Genomic DNA, 18197 nt, shown 5'->3' on the forward strand with positions numbered 1-18197 from the left:
CATGCCCTGATGAGTGAGGAAACCAGCGATGCCGTGGAAAAACTCCGATACGCGCTACAGCACCATGTCGATCGCGCTGCACTGGTTGATGGTGGTGCTGCTGGCGGTGGTCTATGCCTGCATCGAATTGCGCGGGCAGTTCCCCAAAGGCAGCGGGGCACGCACGCTGATCGTCGAAATGCACTTCATGTTCGGCCTGACCGTGTTTGTGCTGGTGTGGCTGCGCTTGTTTGCGCGCATCCTCGGAGTGGCGCCAAAGATCGTGCCGGCCCCACCGCCGTGGCAGCGTCTGCTGGCCAGGCTCACGCACACCGCGCTTTATGCGCTGATGATCGGCATGCCGATCGCCGGTTGGCTGATCGTCAGCGCCGAAGGGCACTCGGTGATGTTCTACGGGATGGAATTGCCGCCGTTGATCGCCGAGAACAAGGCATTGGCCAAGGAGATCGAGGGCTGGCATGTGCTGTTCGGGCAGATCGGTTACTGGCTGATCGGGCTGCACGCGCTGGCAGGGATTTTTCACCATTATGTGATGCGCGATAACACGGCGTTGCGAATGCTGCCAGGCGGGCGGCAATCGCTCGAGTGACACACCGCTGTCGGAAGCATGAGCGATTTCAAGCACCCACACTCCTTTGAAGAGCCCGCTTCTTGTGGCGAGCGGGCTTGTTGTGGTGAGCGGGCTTGTCGTGGCGAGCGGGCTTGCCCCGCGTTGGGGTGCGAAGCGCCCCCAATCAAGTAAAACGCGGTGCACCTGACACTACGCAGAACATGGTTTTGGGGCTGCTTCGCAGCCCAACGCGGGGCAAGCCCGCTCGCCACAACAAGCCAACTCGCCACAGCGGCTCCAGTTTGTTGCGCCACATCGCCAGGCAGAGCCTCCCGCAGGGTGTCGCATCAGAGATCGAATCCGCGGCGGCCCTGAAGGCCGCCGGTGTGGATGAAGATCAGGCGGGTGCCGGGGGCGAAGCGGCCGGCCTCGATCTGTTGTTTCAGCGCCAGCAGCGCCTTGCCGGTGTAGAGCGGCTCCAGTGGCAGGCCGCATTGCCGCTGCGTGGCGTCAATAAATGCCAGCAACAAAGGGTCGACTCTGGCAAAGCCGCCCCTGCTCGCGTCCAGCAGCTCATAACCTTGCGCCACGATTGACTGCACAGTGCGCGCCACACCGTGGTCATCCGGCACGGCCAGTGCACCGTACACCGGATGCGCGCCCGCCTCGGCCAGCACCAACCCCGCCAACGTGGTGCCAGTGCCGGCGGCCAGCCACCAGCCGTCATAGCCGGCCCAGCCCAGCGCATTCAACTGCGTACGCGCCTGTTCGACCAACACCCCACATCCCAACGCCCCGGTCAATCCGCCACCGCCCTCGGGCACGGCATGCAGATGGGGATAGTGCTCATGCCACGGCTCCCAAAATCCCGGTTCGTTACGCGCACGATAGCCGCCATACCCCAGCCAGTGCAGCTGCATGCCGAACGCTTTGAGGTCGAGCACCGTGGGCGTGTCCTGCGGGTGACCGCGCAACAGGCCGACCGTGTCAAAACCAAAGCGCTGGCCTGCCGCCGCCAACGCGTGCAGATGGTTGGAGTAGGCACCGCCCAGGCTGATGATGCCGCTGGCGCCAGCCTGCCGCGCCTGGGCCAGATGACCACTGAGCTTGAACCATTTGTTGCCGCTGATCAGCGGGTCGATCAGGTCCAGGCGCAGCACCGCAAGCTCGACGCCGCGCAGCCAATCAAGCTGCACGGGTTCAAGGGGCGCGTGGGGGAGCCAGTCGAATGGGGCCATCCGGGTGGCACCTGCGCGAAAAAGGGGCGGTAGTCTAACACCGCCCCTGCATGGGTCTCACAGCTCGGCGGCGAGGCGCGAGCCCTGGTTGATGGCGCGCTTGGCGTCCAGCTCGGCCGCCACATCGGCGCCGCCGATCAGGTGCACGCTCTGACCCGCCACGACCAGACCGTCGTGCAGTTCGCGCAGAGGTTCCTGCCCTGCGCAGATGACGATGTTGTCCACCGCCAGCACCTGGGGCTCGCCCTCGGCGCCGATGCGGATATGCAGACCGTCGTCATCGATCTTCAAGTACTCGACGCTGTTGAGCATCTGCACCTGCTTGTTCTTGAGCCCCGTGCGGTGGATCCAGCCGGTGGTCTTACCCAGGCCGTCGCCGACCTTGGAGGCCTTGCGTTGCAGCAGGAAGACTTCACGCGCCGGCTGGTGAGGCTGCGGCTTGATCCCGGCCACGCCGCCACGGGCTTGCAGTTGGGTGTCGATGCCCCACTCCCGCCAGAACGCGTCGCGGTCCAGGCTGGTGGACACGCCCTGATGCACGAGGAACTCCGAAACGTCAAAACCGATGCCGCCGGCACCGATCACCGCAACGCGTTTGCCCACCGGCTTGCGTTCGAGAATCACGTCCAGGTAGCTCAACACCTTGGCGTGGTCGACTCCTGCAATGGCCGGAGTACGCGGTGCGATACCGGTGGCCAGGATGATTTCGTCATAGCCGCCCGCCGCCAGCTGCGCGACGTCCACACGCGTGTTCAGGCGCAGCTCGACCTCGGTGGTTTGCAGCTTGCGCGTGAAGTAACGCAGGGTTTCGAAGAACTCTTCTTTACCTGGCACACGCTTGGCGATGTTGAACTGGCCGCCGATTTCGCTCGCCGAATCAAACAGCGTCACCTGATGGCCGCGTTCGGCGGCCACGGTGGCAGCGGCCAGCCCGGCCGGGCCTGCGCCGACCACGGCGATTTTTTTGCGGTGGGTGGTCGGTAAATAGTTGAGTTCGGTTTCGTAACACGCGCGCGGATTGACCAGGCAGGTGGTCAGCTTGCCGCCAAACGTATGGTCCAGGCAGGCCTGGTTGCAGCCGATGCAGGTATTGATCTCATCGGCACGCCCGGCCGCAGCCTTGTTGACGAACTCCGGGTCGGCCAGAAACGGGCGCGCCATGGAGACCATGTCCGCATCGCCCTGGGCAAGGATCTGCTCGGCAATCTGCGGGGTGTTGATGCGGTTGGTGGTGATCAGCGGGATCTGCACTGCGCCACGCAGCTTGGCCGTGACCTTGCTGAACGCACCCCGTGGCACCTTGGTGGCGATGGTCGGGATACGCGCTTCGTGCCAGCCGATGCCGGTGTTGATAATCGTCGCGCCGGCCTGCTCGATGGCCTTGGCCAGTTGCACGATTTCTTCCCAACTGCTGCCACCTTCCACCAGGTCAAGCATCGACAGGCGAAAGATGATGATGAAATTCGGGCCGACGGCTTCACGCACCCGACGCACGATTTCCACCGCCAGGCGCATGCGGTTCTCGTAGCTGCCGCCCCAACGGTCGGTGCGGTGGTTGGTGTGGGCGGCGAGGAACTGATTGATGAAGTAGCCTTCGGACCCCATGATTTCCACGCCGTCGTACTCGGCGACCTGGGCCAGCCGCGCGCAAGTGACGAAATCCCGAATCTGTTTTTCGATGCCCTCTTCGTCCAGCTCCCTGGGCTTGAACGGATTGATCGGCGCCTGAATCGCGCTCGGCGCCACCTGCTTGGGGCTGTAGGCGTAACGGCCGGCGTGAAGGATCTGCATGCAGATCTTGCCGCCAGCTGCGTGCACCGCCTGGGTGACGATTCTGTGCTGGTGTGCTTCTTCCTCGGTGGTCAGCTTGGCCGCACCGGCATACACCCCGCCTTCATCATTCGGACCAATCCCGCCGGTGACCATCAGGCCGACACCGCCTCGGGCACGCTCGGCAAAATAGGCCGCCATACGTTCGAAACCGCCGGGCTTTTCTTCAAGGCCGGTGTGCATCGAACCCATCAGGGTGCGGTTGCGCAAGGTGGTAAAACCCAGGTCCAACGGGGCCAGCAGGTGCGGGTAGGCAACAGCGGTCATGGTACAGCTCCACAACGGATCATCACGGGACGTGAGGTATTCGAATGACACCCCATCGGTTTATGTCCCACAGACTAAGAGGCGATGGACTGCCGCTCAATGACCCAAACTGACAACTTATTGACCGAAATGCACAGCACCGTATCTGTCACTTCGCCGCGCGCACTGATGTAGCGCCCCTATCAACCCGATCCAATTTGCTGACTTCAGTAAACCGCGCGACGCCATCATTCTGCTACCAAGCGGCCATCCGGGATTTGCCTGGAGCCCGTGTCTTCCACCTGTTTAATGCCGCCGTGCATTTACCACGCCCCAATCCCGGCCATCGGAGGCCCCCAATGACTCTCAGATCATTGAATATTGCACGCCGCGCATTCGTCTGCTTTGGCTTGATCACCCTACTGCTGTTCAGTTTCGCCGGTTTTTCCTATGTGCAGATCGGGCACTTGCGCAGCGCCGAGCAGGATATCGAGACCAACTCGCTGCCCAGCATTCAAGTCATCGACGATATTCAAATCGCCTTGTTGCACATCCGCCTTGAAAGCATCCGCATGCTCTCACGCGCGACTGAAGAGGTGCGCGCAGCGTCATTGAACAAGGTTCAAGAGGGGTTGCAGACGCTCACTTCACGCACGGAGTTCTATCGCACCCACCTGATATCGGGAACCCAGGACCAGGACCAGTTTGAAAAAACCAATCAGGTAATGAACAGCTATATCGAAGGGTTGAATCGCGTCATAGCGCTGGACACGTCCAATCACGAACAGGCAGTGGCGCTGGCCAACACCGAACAGATGCAGCTTGGCAATGACTACCAGGAGCAACTGACGCTGCTGCGCGAGCAAAACGCCCGTCAGGCCGCTGAATCCGGCAAGGAGGCCGGCAACGTGTACGATCACAGCGTCAGCGTCCTGATCGCCGTGCTGCTCGCCGCCGCCGTCCTCACCGTCATGCTCGCGACGTTCTTCACCCGCAGTATTGTCCATCCGATGACCTCATCACTGCGGTTGGCAGAGGACATTGCCGAGGGCGATTTGACCCATGGGCTTGAGGTCAGTGGCTCGGATGAAGCCTCGCGCCTGATGAACGCGCTCAACCTGATGCGGGAAAATCTGCGCAACACGATTCTGGAAATCTCGGGAGCCTCCGCTCAATTGAGTACAGCAGCGGTGGAGATGACCGCAATCACCGAGAATGCCGATCGCACGTTGCAACAGCAGAACAGCGAAATCGAACAGGCAGCAACGGCCGTTAACGAGATGAGCGCTGCCGTTGAGGAAGTCGCCAGGAACGCCACTTCCACCTCCGAGGCCGCCCGGCAGTCGAGCCTGTCGGCAGACCTGGGGAACACACGTGTGAACGAAACGCTGATCGCCATGCAAAACCTGACGGGCCTGGTTGAATCGTCTTCGGATCAAGTCAAGGTGCTGGCCGGGCAGGCACAGGACATCAGCAAAGTCTTGAGCGTAATCCGCGCCATTGCCGAACAGACCAACTTGCTGGCATTGAACGCGGCCATCGAAGCCGCGCGCGCAGGCGAACAAGGACGCGGATTTGCGGTGGTGGCCGATGAAGTACGGGCGTTGGCGCATCGCACACAAACCTCGACCGAAGAAATCGAGCACATGATCAGCGCGATTCAGGCGGGCTCACGCGCGGCCGTCGACTCGATGAGCAAAAGCACATCACAGGTTCACAACACCCGAGACACGGCCGAACAGGCAGGCCAATCCCTGCGCCAGATCACCGATTCGGTGCTTGAAATCAATGATCGAAACCTGCAGATTGCGACCGCGTCCGAGGAACAGGCCCACGTTGCACGTGACGTTGACCGCAGCTTGATCAGCATCCGTGACCTTGCCATTCAGAGCAGCGAGGGTACTCGCCAGACCTTGACCGCGAGCAACGAGCTCTCACGCCTGTCCGTCAACCTGAACGGGCTGGTGCTGCGCTTTAAAACCTGACGCCCTGCCCGGCACACGCCACCTTGTTCATTGCCCTTACAGGATTGAAAAAATGCCCAATTCCTTATCCGAGTTGACTGAACAAGCGCGCGTGCCCGAGGTGGATGAGGTGCTCGACAGCATCGTGGCCATGGTGTCGGCGCATTTTGCGGCGCCGACTGATGCAGGGAGACGCACGCCGATGAGCGAGCAGGACAACCTGTTTCTGCATAACGCCGCCGCAGTCGCCGCCGCCCGCCTGGACTTCATTCACGATAGGCACTTCGTCGATGCGCTGACCGGGCTGCCCAATCGCGCGTGTTTTGAACGCGACGTTGCCAGAGAAGCGGCAGGCCTGCCGGAACGTCTGGCCATACTGGTCGAGCCACTGACCGCATTCGGCATGGACAGGCTGGTAAAAGCCCTGGGCCTGGACTGTTTCGTCGAGTTCATGCTGGGGGTGAAAAATGTACTCGCCGCTTTACTGCCGGGGCATGCACGCCTGTATCGCGCCGGCACGCTGAGCTTCGCCGTGTTGATGGAGGATGGCCCCGAGGTTGACCTGCCCGCCCTTATCCAGCGACTCACCGCAGCTCTGGCGCAGCCCGTGCACTTCCAGAATGTACCGGTGTTCGCCGACGTGGGCATCGGCGTGCTCAGGATCGGACCCAGCGCTGCGCCCCCGGTCGATAACGTGCGGCTGATGGCCAGCGTGACGGACACGGCACGGCGTTCCGAGCACCGGTGGCTGTATTACGACGCCACCATCGACGCCCATGCACAACGCAGTGCAATGCTGCTTCACTCGATCGAGTCCGCGTTGCTCGCGCCGGACCAGTTGCGCCTGGAATATCAGCCTCGAATCAATCTGGCCGACAAACGCTGCGACTCGGTCGAGGCGCTTTTGCGCTGGACGCATCCGGTGCTGGGAGAAATCGGGCCTGCCGAATTCATCGGGCTGGCAGAGACCACCGCCGCCATCCGGCATATCACCAGTTGGGTGGTGAGAAACGTGTGCAAGCAGATAGACGCGTGGCGGAGCCAGGGTCTGCACCTGAACGTGTCGCTCAATGTGTCCTCGATAGACCTGACCGACGGCCAACTGATTGATGAGCTGACCCACTCACTGGCGCAGTTCAACCTGGCGCCGCAATGCATTGAACTGGAGTTCACCGAAAGCGTGCTGATTCCCGACTTCGACGCCGTCCAGCACCAGCTCATGCGTCTGCACCAGTTGGGCGTGGCCATCGCCATCGACGACTTTGGCAGCGGCTATAGCAATTGGCGGTACCTGCGCGACATCCCGGCCAAAAGCGTCAAGCTCGACCGCTCACTGCTGGTGGATTTGCGGCCCGACACCAGCAATTGGCATATCGTCAAAGGCATCATCAGCCTGGCGCGAAACCTCAATCTCACCGTGGTGGCCGAGGGCGTGGAAACCCTGTTGAACTACCGGCTCTTGCGTGACTGGCAGTGCCATCAGGGCCAGGGCTATTTCTTCTGCAAACCCCTGTCGCCCGCCGCCCTGCGCGAGTGGATAGCCGGCGGGCAAGCGTTTGAGGGCTGCAAAGAATAAAGCCGGGCAGGAACCAAGCCGGACGATCCGGTTCCAACGCGCAGGCGTCAACATTGGCGAAACTGCCATCGATACCAGGAAAAAACTGCGCATCGCCCCAATAATTCCTGTAACCCGCTGACTCTGTGTATCCTCATTCGCACTTCAGTCGAAAATTCATGCCCCGTCCCAGGTTCGTTGTCCGTTATCCATGCGTAAACTCTTAGCCCTCACCGTCACCATGGCCCTGGTTGCCGCCCTCACCGCCTATCTGGTCTGGACCCAGGATCGCCCTGTGGCGCATTACCTGTCGGACCTGCGCATCAATGTCGCCGTCAACCAGGGCCAGCCTGCCGACCGGGGCAACCTGCTGGGCATCCAGCCGGAGCTGTTCCCCGCCGATTACCAGAGTGTGGAACGCCTGCACCTGAAACTCGCAGCCTATCTGCAAAAGGCCCGCGACCAGGGCTTTATCAACGACAAAACCATCGTGGTCATGCCCGAACATATCGGCACCTGGCTGATGCTCGGCGGCGAAAAAAACGAGTTGTACCAGGCCACACATTGGCAGGACGCGATGAGCTGGCTGTCGCTCAGCAACCCGCTGTCGTTCGCGCGGGCATGGATCAGCGCCACCGGCGACAACCGCATGAACGACGCGTACCTGCGCATGAAAGCCGAAACCATGGCGCGCGACTATCAGTTGCTGTTCGGCGGATTGGCCAAGGAGTTCGGTGTAACCCTGGTGGCCGGTTCCATCGCCCTGCCCAACCCGACTGTCAGCCAGGGACAACTGCAGGTCGGCCATGGCGCGCTGTATAACGCCAGCGTGGTATTCGCCGCCGACGGCCTGGCAGTGGGCCAGCCACAACGCCAGTTCTACCCGATCTATGACGAGCGCGGTTTTATCGAGCCGGGCGATGAAAACATCGTCAGCGTGGTCGACACTCCGGCCGGCCGCCTGGGCATCCTGATCGGCAGCGACAGCTGGTACCCCGACAACTACCGCAAGCTCAACGAACAAGGCGCTCAACTGATCGCGGTGCCGGCCTATGTGATCGGTCGGGATACCTGGGACCGCCCATGGCGCGGCTTCAAAAGCGTGTCCACCCCCACGGAAATCAGCCTCAAGCCCGAAGAACTCAGCGAGGGTCAGGCCTGGCATCGCCTGACGCTGATCAGCCAGCAACCGATCAGCCAGGCCACCGCCGGCATGAGTGTGTTCCAGCGTGGACAGTTCTGGGACCTGGGCAGCTCCGGCCAGAGCTTTTTGAGCAGCAACGGCCAAGTGTTTGCCGACGGCAGCGCCCGTGGCGCACGCCTGCTGAATATCTGGCTGTAACAGCGTGAAGCCGGTGCGCCTTGGGGACTTGTCGGTCGGCTTCGTGCACAGCCTGGCCGACGCGATCCAAAGCCATGGCCTTGATCCGCAACCGCTGTTGCTGCAATACGGCTTTGACCCGGCGCGTCTCGCTGAAGCCGGCGCACGCTTGTCGATACCGCGCTACATGCGCCTGGGCCATGCGGCCATCCAACTCACCAACGACCCGGCGCTGGGCCTGCGCATGGGCAGGCTCAGCCGGCTGAATCAGACGGGCCTGGCGGGCGTCACCGCAGCCCAGGCGCCTACGGTGCGCGAGGCCGCTCGCACGCTCACGCGCTTCGAAGCGTTGTACGGCTCCAACTATCGAGGGCAGTCGAGCTTTCACGAAGATGCCGATGGCGCTTGGCTGCGGTTCTATTCCATCAGCCCTTACAACGCCTATAACCGCTTTGTGGTGGACTCGATCATTGCCGGCTGGCTGCAGCAACTGTCGAGCCTGGCGCAACAGCCCGTGCAAGCGCAGCGCATCGACATCGAATTCGACGCGCCGGACTACCACGAACAATACAGCGTGTTGGTGGACGGCCCGATCCACTTTGGCGCCGAGGCCAACCAACTGCGACTGAGCCAACAGAGCCTGGCCCTGCGCAACCCACAGCATTGCCCGAGTACCTGGCAGCTGTTGCTGCAACTGTGCGAAAGGGAATTGGAGCAGCTGACACGCACCCGCAGCCTGCGCGAGCGCATCACCCGTTTGCTCGGGCCTATGCTCAATGGTGGCCGGGAACCCGACCTTGAAGAAGTGGCAGCACGCTTGCAACTGCCGACCTGGACACTGCGGCGCAAACTGGCCGACGAAGGCACTCAATTTCGCGCCATTCTCAACGACACTCGCCGCGACTTGGCCATGACCTACATTCGCGATACCGAACTGGCATTCGGCGAGATCGCCTACCTGCTCGGTTTTGCCTCGGCACAGGCGTTTCAACGGGCCTTCAGGCGCTGGAACAACCAGACCCCAGGGGAATTTCGCCGCAGTCAGCGGCATTCCGCCTGAAGTCGGGGGTTACAACTCGGTGGCGTCGTCGACCGGATCCAGTGGATCCAACTCAAAGGCCTGATACTCCAGCAGTTCTTCCTGATAATCGTCCATGGTGGGCTCCTTTTTGACTGGACAGCGATGACAGGTTAATGACCTGTATCACCAGCCTAAAGTGCCGTCATGACGAAAAAAGGCAACACCGTGAAGTTCCTGCACTTCAGGATGTGCGGCTTTCCACTGTATGCAAGGCTCAAGGCTGCGTTGGCAGCGGCGGAATCGCCTCCGTGGGCGCGGGCAGGTTTGGATTGGTCGGCGCAGGTGCCGGCTCGGTTGCAGGCGCCGCCGCCGGTTCTACCTGCGGCGCAATCGGCGCTGCCTCAGGTGGCGGAGCGACCGGCTGCGACGCGGCCGGCGCTTCTTTCGGCGTTTCGACCTTCTCGGCTGTCGGTGTCGTCAACGGCGCAGCCTTGGGTTCCGGCATGCCCAGGTCTGCCTTGGGCGTCTCCGGAATGTGCGCCGCCTTTTTCACCTCCTGGGGCAGGAACACGTCCACCAGCGCAAAGTAGCGGTCATAGAACTTGGGCGCTGAAACCGTCTCACTCGCCACTTTCACCATCGAGTCATCGGTGGAGCCGATAGGCATCGACACCGAGCCCAGCACGCCCACGCCGAGGCTCGCAGAGTTGTTGACCTTCTTCAGCGCGTAGCGGTCCTGCAAGGCGTTGGCGAACATCGTCGAATGCTTGCCACTGCCATCATCGGCGCACACCACGTTGAAGCTGATCTGCAGGTGCGTCTCGCCGGTCTGCTGAAAGCTCTTGTTGCCCACCACCAACTTCGGATCGCTGCTGGTGATGATATAGCCCTGGCTGAGCAATGCACGCCGGGCGGCTTCGCACGCGGCGATGTCGCTGACCGGGTAATCACGGGAAAACGTGCCGGAGTCGTCGAAGTTCTCATGCTCATAAATAGCGGTCTTGGGTGACGAGCAGCCCGCAGCGCCCGCCAGCACCAGCGCCAGCCCGAGGCCACGCAAGTGAAATGATGTCGACATCGAAAATCCTGAGAAAAACAGTCCGGCCGGTATTGTGCAACAGAACGGTCCCCGGGCGCGCGCATTCCTGTCAGTAAAAATTCCGGGCCCCTCACACACTGGCGCTTCAATATTGGATCAGCAGGCGCAAAAAAAGACCCCGGCCTTTTCAGGACGGGGTCTTTTTGTTCAAGCCGACATCAGTACTTCTTGATGTCCGCCTGGGTTTCCAACTGCTTGCGGTACGCAGCGAAGTCCTGCTGACCAACACGGGAAGCGAGGAAACGACGGTATTGCGCCTTTTCTTCATCCGTTGGAGCAGCCGCTTCGTTGACACCGTTCAAGCGCACCAGCACCAGGCTGCCGTCAGCCAGGGTCACGGTGGTGAAGGACGGCTTGTCCTTGGCCGCAGGCTTGGGCATGCGGAACAGGGCCTGCAGCACAGCTGGGTCAATCCCTTCCTGGCTACGGGTAGCCGCTTCGGTGACTTTCCAGGCCTGACCATCAATAGACTGGTTCAGCGCGGTCTTGCCATCACGCAGGCTGGCGATCAACTCGTCAGCGTGGGTTTTGGCAGCGGCTATTGCGCGCTCCTTGGTCATCTGTGCACGGATCGCGTCAGACACTTTTTCCAGCGGCAGTTGCGAAGGCTTCAGATGTTCCTTGGCGCGCAGCACGATGATGGTTTCAGGGTCCAGCTCGATGGCGCTGCTGTTGGCGCCTTCATCCAGCACTTCCGGGCTGAACGCAGCAGTTACCACGGCACGGTTGGCCGCAACACCTTCGCCACCTTCACGGCCAAACGGCGCGGAAGTGTGCACAGTGAGCTTCAGGTCCGACGCCGGCTGGGCCAGGTCGGAGGCTTCGAAGGCCGCATCTTCCAATTGCTTGGTGGCTTCGACATACCGCTGTTCAACCTGCTGGGTCTTCAGCTCGCGGGTCAGCTTGTCTTTCAGGCTGGCGAAGGTCGGCACCTGTGGTGCTTCAACGCCCAGCAGCTTGATCAGGTGCCATCCGAACGCACTGCGTACCGGCGCCGAAACCTGATCCTTGTTCAATGCATACAAGGCGGTTTCGAAATCCGGATCGTAGACGCCAGGACCGGCAAAACCCAGATCGCCGCCATTGTTGGCAGAACCTGGATCCTGGGAGAACTCCTTGGCCAGCGCCTCGAATTTCTCGCCCTTGGCCAGGCGTGCCTGGATCTCTTCAATCCTGGCCTTGGCCTGCGCCTCGGTGACCTTGTCGTTGACTTCAATCAGGATATGCGCGGCACGACGCTGTTCAGCGAGGTTGGCGATTTCTTTCTGATAAGCCGCCTGCAGCTCATCATCCTTGACCGTAACCTGATCGAAGAAAGACGACTTCTTCAGCTCCAGATAGTCGATGACCACCTGGTCCGGCGTCATGAACTCCTTGGCGTGCTGGTCGTAGTAGGCCTTGACCTCATCGTCGGTGAGTTTCACCGCAGCAGGGTCTGCCTTGATGTTGACAGTGGCGAAGTCGCGGGTCTGTTTCTCCAGACGGGCGAATGCCAGCACTTGGGCGTCGGTCACGAAACCACTGCCGGCGATGCCTGCGCGAACCTGGCCAATCAGCATTTCCTGAGTCAGCATCTGACGGAACTGCATCCGGGTATAGCCCAGTTGACGGATCACCTGGTCAAAGCGCTCGGCGCTGAACTTGCCGTCCACCTGGAATTCCGGTGTCTGCAGGATCACCTGGTCCAGAGCCGCTTCAGAGAAGCCGAACTTGGAATCCGCCGCGCCTTGCAGCAGCAGCTTGCGATCGATCAGGCCCTTGAGCGCCGCTTCGCGCAGCAGTTTCTCGTCGAGCATGGAAGCGTCGAAATCCTTGCCCAGCTGTTGCATCAGCTGGCGCCGTTGCATGTCGACGGCCTGGCTCAGCTCAGTCTGGGTGATTTCATCACCGTTGACCTTGGCCACGTCCTGCTTGGTGTTGGTCGAAGCCTGGAAAATGGCCTCGATACCGGTGAACGCCATCAATGCGACGATGATCCCGATAATGGTCTTGGCAATCCAGCCTTGTGAATTGTCCCTGATATTTTGCAGCATGCGTCCCCCAGAAACGGTTGAACTTCAAAAATTGGCAACCGTGGAGCGTGGGTAGAATCCGGATAGAAGAAAGGCGCATCCGAGGATGCGCCTTCTCGTAACTGGCGGAGCGGACGGGGGTTTGAACCCACACCCCCGGCGTGCAACCCAATGGATACGTGGGTCAGCTGCCGCTCCGCTGCCAGGCCAGACCTGCGTCTGGCCCGGGTAGGCAAGGCGTGAACAAAGCTTAGTTAACAGCTTCTTTCAGGGCTTTACCGGCTTTGAAACCTGGTTTCTTGGCAGCAGCGATTTGCAGTGCTTTGCCGGTCTGTGGGTTACGGCCAGTGCGAGCTGGGCGATCAGTCACGGAGAAAGTACCGAAGCCTACCAGTACCACGGAGTCGCCAGCCTTCAGAGCGCCAGTGACGGATTCGATTACTGCGTCCAGCGCACGGCCGGCGGCAGCTTTCGGGATATCAGCGGATGCAGCGATAGCATCAATCAGTTCCGACTTGTTCACTCTAAGTCCCCTTATATATCTATTGAGTATGATTCTAAGTTTTTTTGTAACAGCAAAAAACGGTGCTGAATGGCCTACAGACACTTAAGAGCCGCTTTATAACAAGGGCTCTAAAAAGCTGTCAAGGAAACCCCCAAGGCTTCAACACATTAATGCGTGCTAATTCTTTCCTTGGAATCAGACTCGCGTTTTTCATCCTTGGCGACTATCTCCGGAGCCACATCCGGCAAGGGCTCCGGCGCGTATTGCAGCGCAATTTGCAGGACTTCGTCAATCCATTTAACCGGTTTAATCTGAAGATCCTGCTTGATATTGTCGGGAATTTCCTTCAAGTCGCGAACATTCTCTTCAGGAATGATCACGGTCTTGATGCCACCTCGGTGTGCCGCCAGCAATTTCTCTTTAAGGCCACCAATGGCCAGCACCTGTCCGCGAAGGGTAATTTCACCAGTCATGGCCACATCGGCACGCACCGGAATGCCGGTCAGAGCCGATACCAATGCCGTGCACATGCCTACGCCAGCGCTGGGGCCGTCTTTCGGGGTCGCGCCCTCCGGCATATGGATGTGGGTGTCGTGCTTCTCGTGGAAGTCCATAGGGATCCCCAGGCTGCGAGCGCGGCTGCGCACCACGGTCTGCGCGGCCGTGATGGACTCGACCATCACATCACCCAGGGAACCGGTCTTGATCAACTGACCCTTGCCCGGAATGACCGCCGCCTCAATGGTCAACAGTTCACCGCCCACCTGGGTCCATGCCAGCCCGGTCACCTGGCCAACCTGATCCTGCTGCTCGGCCAGGCCATAGCGGAATTTACGCACACCGAGGAAGTGCTCCAGGGAGTCGGACGAAACCTTCACCGAGAAGCGTTTTTCCAGCGCGTGCTCCTTCACCGCCTTGCGGCAGATCTTTGCGATCTGACGCTCAAGACCCCGTACACCGGCCTCGCGGGTGTAGTAACGCACGATGTCGCGGATCGCCTCGACCTCGAACTCGATCTCGCCTTTTTTCAGACCATTGGCCGACGTTTGCTTGGGCGCAAGGTACTTGACCGCGATGTTGATCTTCTCGTCTTCGGTGTAACCCGGCAGACGAATCACCTCCATCCTGTCCAGCAGCGCCGGCGGAATGTTCATGGAGTTGGAGGTGCACAGGAACATCACGTCGGACAGGTCGTAGTCGACTTCGAGGTAATGGTCATTGAAGTTGTGGTTCTGCTCGGGATCGAGCACTTCCAGCAACGCCGATGCCGGATCGCCACGCATGTCGCTGCCCATCTTGTCGATTTCATCAAGCAGGAACAGCGGGTTACGCACCCCGACCTTCGTCATCTTTTGAATCAATCTTCCTGGCATCGAACCGATGTAGGTACGGCGATGACCACGAATTTCCGCTTCATCACGCACGCCGCCAAGTGCCATGCGTACGAATTTACGATTGGTGGCACTGGCAATCGACTCGGCCAGGGACGTTTTACCCACGCCAGGCGGACCGACCAGGCACAACACCGGACCGCGAATTTTCTTCACGCGCTTTTGCACGGCGAGGTATTCGAGGATGCGCTCCTTGACCTCTTCGAGGCCGTAGTGGTCGGCATCCAGGATTTCTTCGGCGCGGGTCAGGTCCAGACGTACCTTGGTCTGGGCCTTCCACGGCACCTGCACCAGCCAGTCGATGTAGGACCGCACCACGGTGGCTTCAGCCGACATCGGTGACATCTGCTTGAGCTTGTTCAGCTCGGCGGTCGCCTTGGTCAGCGCATCCTTGGGCAGGCCAGCGGCATCGATACGTTTCTTCAGCTCCTCGATCTCGTTGTGGCCTTCCTCGCCGTCGCCGAGCTCTTTCTGAATGGCCTTCATCTGCTCATTCAGGTAGTACTCGCGCTGGCTGCGCTCCATCTGCTTCTTCACGCGGCCACGGATACGTTTCTCGACCTGCAGCAGGTCGATTTCGGCATCCAGCAGCGCCAGCACGTGCTCGACACGGGCCGACAGATCGATGATTTCGAGGATGTCCTGCTTCTGCTCGATCTTCAACGCCATGTGCGCGGCCATGGTGTCTACCAGGCGGCTCGGCTCATCGATGCTGTTGAGGGACGACAACACTTCAGCCGGGACTTTCTTGCCCAACTGCACATACTGCTCGAACTGCGAGAGCAGGCTGCGTACGAATACTTCGGACTCGCGCTCAGGCGCTTCGACTTCGTCAATCAGCGACACTTCAGCCCGCAGGTGACCGTCCACTTCCATGAAGCGCTCGACCGCTCCGCGCTGCTCGCCTTCCACCAGCACCTTGACGGTGCCATCAGGCAGTTTGAGCAGTTGCAGGACTGTGGCAATGGTACCGACGCGATACAGGGCGTCTTCGCCCGGATCATCATCAGCAGGATTTCTCTGGGCCAACAGCAGGATTTGCTTGTCGCCCGTCATCGCGGCCTCGAGGGCTTCGATAGACTTCTCGCGCCCCACGAACAGCGGGATAACCATGTGCGGATAGACGACGACATCACGCAACGGCAGGAGAGGCAATTCAATGGTTGTCTTCATGATTTCGCCTCTATGACAGTTGAAAAATAAGCATGAAACCAAGATGGGGGCTGCATGCAAAAAAAACAAGCTTATTGCCAGCAGTTAAACGCAGTTAACGCTCGCAGGTAAAAACCCAGCCAAAACAAAGGGGCCCCTGGAGGCCCCTTGTTTGTATCGCGACTGCAAACGCTTACGCGTCTGGCGCAGCCTTGGCAGTCGGCTCACTGTTTTCATAGATATACAGTGGCTTGGACTTGCCTTCTATAACGCTTTCGTCGATCACCACTTTACTCACTTCGGACTGCGAAGGAATTTCGTACATGGTGTCGAGCAAAACGCCTTCGAGGATCGAGCGAAGACCACGTGCACCGGTCTTGCGCTCCAGTGCCCGTTTGGCCACCGATTTGAGCGCGTCGGTACGGAACTCCAGGTCTACACCTTCCATCTCGAACAGCTTGGCGTACTGCTTGGTCAGGGCGTTTTTCGGCTCGGTGAGGATCTGAATCAAAGCAGCCTCATCCAGCTCGTCCAGCGTGGCCAGAACCGGCAGACGACCAACGAATTCCGGGATGAGACCGAACTTGACCAGATCGTCAGGCTCGACTTCACGCAGGGACTCGCCCACCTTCTTGCCTTCTTCCTTGCTGCGCACTTCTGCACTGAAACCGATGCCGCCACGGGTGGAACGCTGCTGGATAACTTTCTCCAGCCCCGAAAATGCACCGCCACAGATGAACAGAATGTTGCGTGTATCCACCTGAAGGAATTCCTGCTGCGGGTGCTTGCGGCCGCCCTGTGGCGGTACGGAAGCAACCGTGCCTTCGATCAGCTTCAACAGGGCCTGCTGCACGCCTTCACCGGAAACGTCCCGGGTGATCGACGGGTTGTCGGACTTGCGCGAAATCTTGTCGATTTCGTCGATGTAGACGATACCCATCTGGGCCTTTTCCACATCGTAGTCGCACTTCTGCAGCAGCTTCTGAATGATGTTCTCGACGTCCTCACCCACGTAGCCAGCCTCGGTGAGGGTGGTGGCGTCGGCGATGGTAAACGGAACGTTCAGCAGGCGGGCCAAGGTCTCTGCAAGCAGGGTCTTGCCCGAGCCTGTAGGACCAATCAGCAGAATGTTGCTCTTGCCGAGTTCGACTTCGTCGCCTTTCTTGTCACGCTGGTTCAGACGCTTGTAGTGGTTGTACACCGCTACGGCCAGAACCTTCTTTGCACGCTCTTGACCGATGACATACTGGTCAAGGATGCCGCTGATTTCTTTAGGCGATGGCAATTTATGCGCGCTGCTTTCGGCCTGGGCTTCCTGCACCTCCTCGCGGATGATGTCATTGCACAGGTCGACGCACTCGTCGCAGATAAAGACCGAGGGACCGGCAATCAATTTGCGTACTTCATGCTGGCTTTTGCCACAGAAGGAGCAATAGAGCAGCTTGCCGTTGTCCTCGCCGTTGCGGGTGTCAGTCATTCGTTCGATCCAAATCCGATAGGCTTGCAACACAAGATGAAGGCTTATGCGGGCTTTTTCAAGCCCGCCGATGATCGGACAAACCGATCAGCCTTGTTTTGCGCCGCTTATATTAGGCTGGGCGCTTTTCGATCACAGCGTCGATCAACCCGTACGCACGTGCGGCTTCGGCGCTCATGAAGTTGTCGCGGTTGGTGTCGCGCTCGATTTCTTCCAGGGTGTGACCGCTGTGCTTGGCCATCAGCGTATTGAGGCGCTCGCGGATGAAGAGAATCTCCTTGGCGTGGATTTCGATGTCCGACGCCTGGCCCTGGAAACCACCCAGTGGCTGGTGAATCATCACACGCGAGTTCGGCAGGCAGAAACGCTTGCCCTCGGCACCCGCGGTCAGCAGGAATGCGCCCATGCTGCAGGCCTGGCCGATACAGGTAGTCGACACGTTCGGCTTGATGAACTGCATGGTGTCGTAGATCGACATGCCCGCCGTGACCGAACCGCCTGGGGAGTTGATGTACAGATGGATGTCCTTGTCCGGGTTTTCCGCTTCAAGGAACAGCAGCTGCGCACAGATCAGGTTGGCCATGTAGTCCTCTACCGGACCAACCAGAAAGATCACTCGCTCCTTGAGCAGGCGCGAGTAGATGTCATAGGCGCGTTCGCCACGAGCGGATTGCTCGACAACCATCGGGACCAGGCCGCCTGCGGCCTGGATATCAGAGTTCTGCTGAATATAGGAATTACGGAACATGCTCTGCAGTTACTCCCAAATAGTCATGTCTTGAAAACGCATAAGCCAGCGCGAGGCTGGCTTATGGTTGAATTTCCAACGAGTTGGA

General features: G+C 59.9%; 13 protein-coding genes. 5 read left to right on the forward strand and 8 right to left on the reverse strand.

The window, feature by feature from the left end:
• The first annotated feature begins 28 nt into the window (after positions 1 to 28).
• Positions 29 to 589, forward strand: coding sequence for a cytochrome b (locus VRB54_RS14990; RefSeq protein ID WP_338477819.1), 561 nt, complete (start codon positions 29 to 31; stop codon positions 587 to 589).
• A gap of 308 nt (positions 590 to 897) precedes the next feature.
• Here VRB54_RS14990 and VRB54_RS14995 read toward each other — a convergent pair whose 3' ends face one another.
• Positions 898 to 1788 carry a 1-aminocyclopropane-1-carboxylate deaminase/D-cysteine desulfhydrase gene (locus VRB54_RS14995; RefSeq protein ID WP_338477820.1) on the reverse strand — a complete coding sequence of 297 codons (891 nt, stop codon included), beginning with the start codon at positions 1786 to 1788 and terminating at the stop codon, positions 898 to 900.
• A gap of 57 nt (positions 1789 to 1845) precedes the next feature.
• A complete protein-coding gene (locus VRB54_RS15000; protein ID WP_338477821.1) occupies positions 1846 to 3885 on the reverse strand; it encodes an NADPH-dependent 2,4-dienoyl-CoA reductase in 2040 nt (679 codons plus the stop codon).
• Between the two features lie 338 nt (positions 3886 to 4223).
• Between VRB54_RS15000 and VRB54_RS15005 the strand changes: the two genes are divergently transcribed.
• The 4 genes from VRB54_RS15005 (at position 4224) to VRB54_RS15020 (ending at position 9764) form a co-directional block, all read left to right on the forward strand.
• Complete coding sequence (locus VRB54_RS15005) at positions 4224 to 5849, forward strand: methyl-accepting chemotaxis protein (protein ID WP_338477822.1); 1626 nt, start codon at positions 4224 to 4226, stop codon at positions 5847 to 5849.
• Positions 5850 to 5901: 52 nt separating this feature from the next.
• On the forward strand, positions 5902 to 7404 hold the full coding sequence (locus tag VRB54_RS15010; RefSeq protein WP_338477823.1) for a bifunctional diguanylate cyclase/phosphodiesterase: 1503 nt from the start codon (positions 5902 to 5904) through the stop codon (positions 7402 to 7404).
• 190 nt (positions 7405 to 7594) lie between these two features.
• Complete coding sequence (locus VRB54_RS15015) at positions 7595 to 8725, forward strand: carbon-nitrogen hydrolase family protein (RefSeq protein WP_338477824.1); 1131 nt, start codon at positions 7595 to 7597, stop codon at positions 8723 to 8725.
• 4 nt (positions 8726 to 8729) lie between these two features.
• Complete coding sequence (locus VRB54_RS15020) at positions 8730 to 9764, forward strand: AraC family transcriptional regulator (protein ID WP_338477825.1); 1035 nt, start codon at positions 8730 to 8732, stop codon at positions 9762 to 9764.
• A 235-nt stretch (positions 9765 to 9999) separates the two neighbouring features.
• Here VRB54_RS15020 and VRB54_RS15025 read toward each other — a convergent pair whose 3' ends face one another.
• The 6 genes from VRB54_RS15025 to clpP form a co-directional block, all read right to left on the reverse strand.
• Positions 10000 to 10803, reverse strand: coding sequence for a DUF2242 domain-containing protein (locus VRB54_RS15025; protein ID WP_338477826.1), 804 nt, complete (start codon positions 10801 to 10803; stop codon positions 10000 to 10002).
• 179 nt (positions 10804 to 10982) lie between these two features.
• The gene (locus VRB54_RS15030) at positions 10983 to 12857 is read right to left on the reverse strand and encodes a SurA N-terminal domain-containing protein (protein WP_338477827.1); all 1875 of its coding nucleotides are present in this window, start codon (positions 12855 to 12857) and stop codon (positions 10983 to 10985) included.
• Between the two features lie 229 nt (positions 12858 to 13086).
• Positions 13087 to 13359, reverse strand: coding sequence for an HU family DNA-binding protein (locus VRB54_RS15035; RefSeq protein WP_003174819.1), 273 nt, complete (start codon positions 13357 to 13359; stop codon positions 13087 to 13089).
• Positions 13360 to 13508: 149 nt separating this feature from the next.
• Positions 13509 to 15905 (reverse strand): endopeptidase La, encoded by a 2397-nt coding sequence (gene lon / locus VRB54_RS15040; RefSeq protein ID WP_338477829.1) that lies wholly within the window; start codon positions 15903 to 15905, stop codon positions 13509 to 13511.
• Between the two features lie 172 nt (positions 15906 to 16077).
• Complete coding sequence (clpX, locus tag VRB54_RS15045) at positions 16078 to 17361, reverse strand: ATP-dependent Clp protease ATP-binding subunit ClpX (protein WP_003238279.1); 1284 nt, start codon at positions 17359 to 17361, stop codon at positions 16078 to 16080.
• A gap of 112 nt (positions 17362 to 17473) precedes the next feature.
• Positions 17474 to 18109 carry an ATP-dependent Clp endopeptidase proteolytic subunit ClpP gene (gene clpP / locus VRB54_RS15050; RefSeq protein ID WP_003238276.1) on the reverse strand — a complete coding sequence of 212 codons (636 nt, stop codon included), beginning with the start codon at positions 18107 to 18109 and terminating at the stop codon, positions 17474 to 17476.
• Positions 18110 to 18197 lie beyond the last annotated feature (88 nt).

Origin of the sequence: Pseudomonas trivialis (assembly GCF_036864995.1) — a bacterium.
Classification (GTDB): Bacteria; Pseudomonadota; Gammaproteobacteria; order Pseudomonadales; family Pseudomonadaceae; genus Aquipseudomonas; species Aquipseudomonas trivialis.